At 62.1% G+C, this 6,077-nt stretch carries 1 protein-coding gene; it reads left to right on the top strand.

Annotated features, from left to right (window positions below; all coding sequences use genetic code 11):
• A partial coding sequence (locus J5M66_RS27095) for an immunoglobulin-like domain-containing protein (RefSeq protein ID WP_347709594.1) occupies positions 1-6,077 on the top strand: 6,077 nt, incomplete at both ends.

Here is a 6,077-nt window from a genome sequence, read left to right as displayed (position 1 = left end):
TGACGCTGACCGCGACCAACAACATTGTTGAAGGCGGTCAGATCACTTACACCGCAACGCTGACTAATCCAGCGCAGACGCCAGTTACCGTCACCCTGTCGAACGGTTCGACCATCACCATTGCTGCCGGCGAAACCGTCGGTACCGTCAACGTGCCAACAGCGGCCAATGACGTCTACAACAATGGCAGCACCGTCAGCACGACCATCACTGGCGCTACCGGTGGCAACTTCGAAAACCTGGTGCCAAGCAACACGCCAGCGGTGACCACCATCACCGACTCGGTCGATGACACTGGCCTGAGCCTCAGCGCCACCGGCTCTGTGGCCGAGGGTGGCCAGATCACCTACACCGCCACGCTGACGAATCCGGCCGGCACCCCGGTAACCGTGACCCTGAGCAACGGCTCGGTGATCACCATTGATGCCGGCAAAACCACCGGCACCGTTACCGTTCCAGCGCCGGCCGATGACATCTACAAGGACGCCGGCCAGGTCGAAGTCAGCATCAAGGACGCCACCGGCGGCAACTTCGAAAATCTGGTGCCGAACACTACGCCAGCAGTGACCGAAATCACTGACACCGTCGATACCTCGACGGTGAAGCTGAGCGCAGACACCTCGGTTGCCGAAGGCGGCACCGTGACTTACACCGCCACCGTCGGCGCGCCAGTCACCGGCTCGCCTGTGGTCGTGACGTTGGCCAACGGCCAGAACATCACCATCGCCGTCGGCCAGACCACTGGCTCCATCACCTACACTGCACCGAACGATGCCTTGACCGGCAACGCTCCGCTGACCAACTCGATCACTGGCGTAACCGGCGGTAACTACGAAAATCTGGTGGCGGACAACACTCCAGTTTCGACAACCGTCACCGACGTGGCCGACACCACCAATCTGTCGCTGAGCGCGACCGCTTCCGTGGCTGAAGGCGGCCAGATCACTTACACCGCGACCTTGACCAATGCTGCTGGCTCGCCAGTGACCGTGACCTTGTCGAATGGCGCCGTCATCACCATCCAGGCAGGCGAAACCAGCGGTAATGTGACCTTCCCGGCTCCGTCCGACGACGTCTACAAAGACTCAGGCTCCGTGCAGGCCACCATCACCAGCGCCACCGGCGGCAACTTCGAGAATCTCGTTTCGAGCACCACGCCAGCGGTCACTCAAGTCACCGACACCATCGACACCTCGACGGTCAAATTGACCGCCGACACCTCGGTCGCGGAAGGCGGAACCGTCACCTACACCGCCACTGTCGGCGCGCCCGTCACCGGCACGCCTGTTGTCGTGACCCTGGCCAACGGCCAGAGCATCACCATCGCCGTGGGCCAGACCACCGGCAGCGTCACCGCCCCGGTATCGAATGACGTGCAGATCGGTCACGCACCGCTGACCAACTCGATCACCAACGTCAGCGGCGGCAACTTCGAAAATCTGGTCGCCGACAAGACCCCGGTCAGCACCACCGTGACCGACACCGTCGACACCACCAGCGTCGCGCTGACTGCCACCGGCAACGTCAACGAAGGCGGGCAGATCACCTACACCGCGACGCTGAGCAACCCGGCCGGTACGCCGGTCACCGTCAACCTGAGCAACGGATCGGTCATCACCATTGAAGCCGGCAAGACCACCGGCACCGTGACCGTTCCGGCACCTGCCGATGACGTCTACAAAGACGCCGGCAAAGTCGAAGTCACCATCAAGGACGCCACCGGCGGCAACTTCGAAAATCTGGTGCCGAGCACTACGCCTGCGGTGACCAACGTTGCCGACACGGTCAACACCACGCACCTGACCCTCAGCGCAGAAAGCTACGTGCTCGAAGGCTCTTCGATCACTTACACCGCAACGCTGACCAACGCCGCGCAAACGCCGGTAACGGTCAACCTGAGCAACGGCCAGACCATCACCATCGAAGCCGGCAAGACCAGCGGTTCGGTGACGATTGCCGCACCGAGCGATGACGTCTACAAGGACGTCAGCAAGCTCACCGTAACCATGACCGATGCCAGCGGCGGCAACTTCGAGAAACTCGACGTCAGCAAGACTCCGGTCAGCACCACGGTCAACGACACCGTCGACACAACCGCACTGACTCTCACCGCCAGCGATACCGTCAGCGAAGGTGGCCAGATCACCTACACCGCGACCCTGAGCAACCCGGCCGGCACTGCGATGACCGTGACCCTGGCCAACGGCGCGGTGATCAACATCGCTGCCGGTGCTACCAGCGGTTCGGTGAATTTCCCGGCGCCCGCCAATACGCCGTACATCGATGGCAGCAACGTGCGGACGGCGATCGCCAGCCACAGCGGCGGCAATTTCGAGCGCGTCGATGCCGATCGTTCGGCTGTGGTGACCAAAGTCACCGACGCCGTCGACACCACCAACATCAGCCTGAGCGCCACCGGCAGCGTTGCCGAGGGCGGCTCGATCGTCTACACCGCCACCCTGAGCAATCCGGCCGGCACGGCCATGAGCGTGACCCTGAGCAACGGCGCGGTGATCAACATTGCCAAGGGTGCGAGCACTGGCACTGCGACCGTAGCCGCGCCTGGCGATGATGTGTACAAGGACGCCGGCAAGGTCGATGCGAGCATCACCAAGACCAGCGGCGGCAACTTTGAAAACCTGGTGATCGACAAGACTCCTGCGGTAACTGATGTCACCGACACCATCGACAACAGCACTGTTGCGCTGACCGCCAGCGCCAGTGCGGTGGAAGGCGGCGTGGTTGTCTACACCGCGTCCGTGACCGCACCGGTCACCGGTTCGCCAGTGCTGGTGACACTGTCCAACGGCCAGACCATCACCATTCCGGTCGGCGCCAGCAGCGCCAGCGTCAACTTCACCGCGCCGAACGATGCACAGGCCGGCGGCAACACTCTGAGCGTGAAAATCGACGGCGCCAGTGGTGGCAATTACGAAAATCTCGTGGCTGACCAGACCCCGGCGGTGACCTCGGTAACCGACGTCGCCGACACCACCAACCTGTCGCTGTCCGCAACCGGCTCCGTGGCCGAGGGCGGTTCGATTGTCTACACCGCAACCCTGAGCAACCCGGCCGGCACGCCAGTGACCGTGAGCCTGAGCAACGGCGCGGTGATCACCATCGAGGCTGGCAAAACCAGCGGCACCGTCACCGTTCCGGCACCTGCCGATGACGTCTACAAAGACGCCGGCAAAGTTGAAGTCACGATCAAGGACGCCACTGGCGGCAACTTTGAAAACCTGGTGCCAAGCACCACGCCAGCGGTTACCGATGTCACCGACACCGTCGACACCTCGACGGTCAAACTGACCGCGACCGAAACCGCGGCAGAAGGTGGCACCGTCACCTACACCGCCACCGTCGGCGCGCCGGTCACCGGTTCGCCTGTGGTCGTCACCCTGGCCAATGGTCAGAACATCACTATCGAAGTCGGCAAGACCAGCGGCAGCGTGAGCACCACCGCGCCGAACGACGTCCTCGCCGGCCACGCGCCGCTGACCAACTCGATCACCAACGTCAGCGGCGGTAACTTCGAAAACCTCGTTGCCGACCAGACCCCGGTCAGCACCATCGTGACCGACACCGCCGACACCACCAACCTGTCGCTCAGCGCGACCGGCGCGGTGAACGAAGGCGGCCAGATCACCTACACCGCGACTTTGAGCAACGCCGCTGGCACACCGGTCACCGTGACCCTGTCGAACGGTGCGACTATCCTCATCGAGGCCGGCAAGACCACCGGCACCGTGACCGTCGATGCACCGAAAGACGACGTCTATAAAGACGCCGGCAGCGTTGAAGCGACCATCCAGAGCGCAACCGGCGGCAACTTCGAGAACCTGGTGCCAAGCGCGGTTCCAGCGGTGACGAATGTCACCGATACCATCGACACTTCGACGGTCAAGCTGACCGCCGATACTTCGGTGGCTGAAGGCGGCAACGTGACTTACACCGCCACGGTTGGTGCGCCAGTCACCGGCTCGCCTGTTGTGGTAACTCTGGCCAACGGCCAGACCATCACCATCGGCGTCGGTCAAACTACGGGCACCGCAACCGCGGTTGCTGCGAACGATGCGCTGACCGGCAACGCGCCGATCACCAACTCCATCACTGGCATAACCGGCGGCAATTTCGAAGATCTGGTGGCGGACAAAACTCCGGTTTCGACTTCTGTTACGGATGTTACCGACACTACCACTCTGTCGCTCAGCGCCAGTAACTCGGTGGCTGAAGGTGGCCAGATCACCTACACCGCGACACTGACCAATGCCGCTGGCTCACCAGTGACCGTGACCCTGTCGAACGGCGCTGTGATCACCATCAAGGCTGGCGAAACCACCGGCACCGCAACCGTTCCTGCACCGTCCGACGACGTCTACAAAGATGCCGGTTCCGTGCAGGCGACGATCACCAGTGCCACCGGTGGTAACTTCGAAAATCTCGTGCCGAGCACCACTCCAGCGGTCACTCAGGTCACTGATACCATCGACACGTCGACCGTCAAACTGACCGCCGATACGTCGGTGGCCGAAGGCGGCACCGTGACTTACACCGCCACCGTCGGTGCGCCAGTTACCGGTTCGCCAGTTGTGGTAACTCTGGCCAACGGTCAGACCATCACCATCGGCGTTGGTCAGACTACTGGCACCGCAACCGCTGTTGCTGCGAACGATGCGTTGGCCGGTAATGCGCCGATCACCAACTCGATCACTGGCGTGACCGGTGGCAACTTCGAAGATCTGGTGGCGGACAAAACTCCAGTTTCGACTTCTGTCACCGACGTTACCGACACCACCAACCTTTCGCTGAGTGCGACCGGTTCTGTGGCCGAAGGTGGTTCGATTGTTTACACCGCTACACTGACCAACGCCGCTGGCTCGCCAGTGATCGTGACCCTGTCGAACGGTGCCGTGATCACCATCAAGGCAGGCGAAACAACCGGCACCGCAACCGTTCCGGCACCGTCCGATGACGTCTACAAAGATGCTGGTTCCGTGCAGGCGACGATCACTAGCGCTACCGGTGGCAATTTCGAAAACCTGGTACCGAGCACTGCTCCAGCGGTGACGACAGTCACCGACACCATCGATACCTCGACCGTCAAATTGACGGCTGATACTTCGGTGGCTGAAGGCGGCACTGTCACCTACACCGCCACCGTCGGCGCGCCGGTCACCGGCTCGCCAGTTGTCGTGACGCTTGCTAACGGCCAGACCATCACCATTGGCGTCGGTCAGACTACTGGCACCGCAACCGCTGTTACTGCGAACGATGCGCTGACCGGCAACGCGCCGATCACCAACTCGATCACTGGCGTGAGCGGTGGCAATTTCGAAGATCTGGTGGCGGATAAAACTCCGGTTTCAACTTCTGTCACGGACGTTACCGACACCACCAACCTGTCGCTGAGTGCGACCGGTTCTGTGGCCGAAGGTGGTTCGATTGTTTACACCGCTACACTGACCAACGCCGCTGGCTCGCCAGTGATCGTGACCCTGTCGAACGGTGCTGTGATCACCATCAAGGCAGGCGAAACAACCGGCACCGCAACCGTTCCGGCACCGTCCGATGACGTCTACAAAGATGCTGGTTCCGTGCAGGCGACGATCACTAGCGCTACCGGTGGCAATTTCGAAAACCTGGTACCGAGCACTGCTCCAGCGGTGACGACAGTCACCGACACCATCGATACCTCGACCGTCAAATTGACGGCTGATACTTCGGTGGCTGAAGGCGGCACTGTCACCTACACCGCCACCGTCGGCGCGCCGGTCACCGGCTCGCCAGTTGTCGTGACGCTTGCTAACGGCCAGACCATCACCATTGGCGTCGGTCAGACTACTGGCACCGCAACCGCTGTTACTGCGAACGATGCGCTGACCGGCAACGCGCCGATCACCAACTCGATCACTGGCGTGAGCGGTGGCAATTTCGAAGATCTGGTGGCGGACAAGACCCCGGTCAGCACCACCGTGACCGACACCGTCGACACCACCAACCTGTCCCTGTCGGCCACCGGCTCGGTGGCGGAGGGTGGCCAGATCACTTACACCGCGACCCTGACCAACGCCGCTGGC

This window comes from Pseudomonas sp. 67(2021), assembly GCF_017491835.1.
In the GTDB taxonomy this organism is placed as follows: domain Bacteria; phylum Pseudomonadota; class Gammaproteobacteria; order Pseudomonadales; family Pseudomonadaceae; genus Aquipseudomonas; species Aquipseudomonas atacamensis.
The sequence above is the reverse complement of the archived record's forward strand: the minus strand, read 5'-3'. Positions and strand labels throughout refer to the sequence as shown.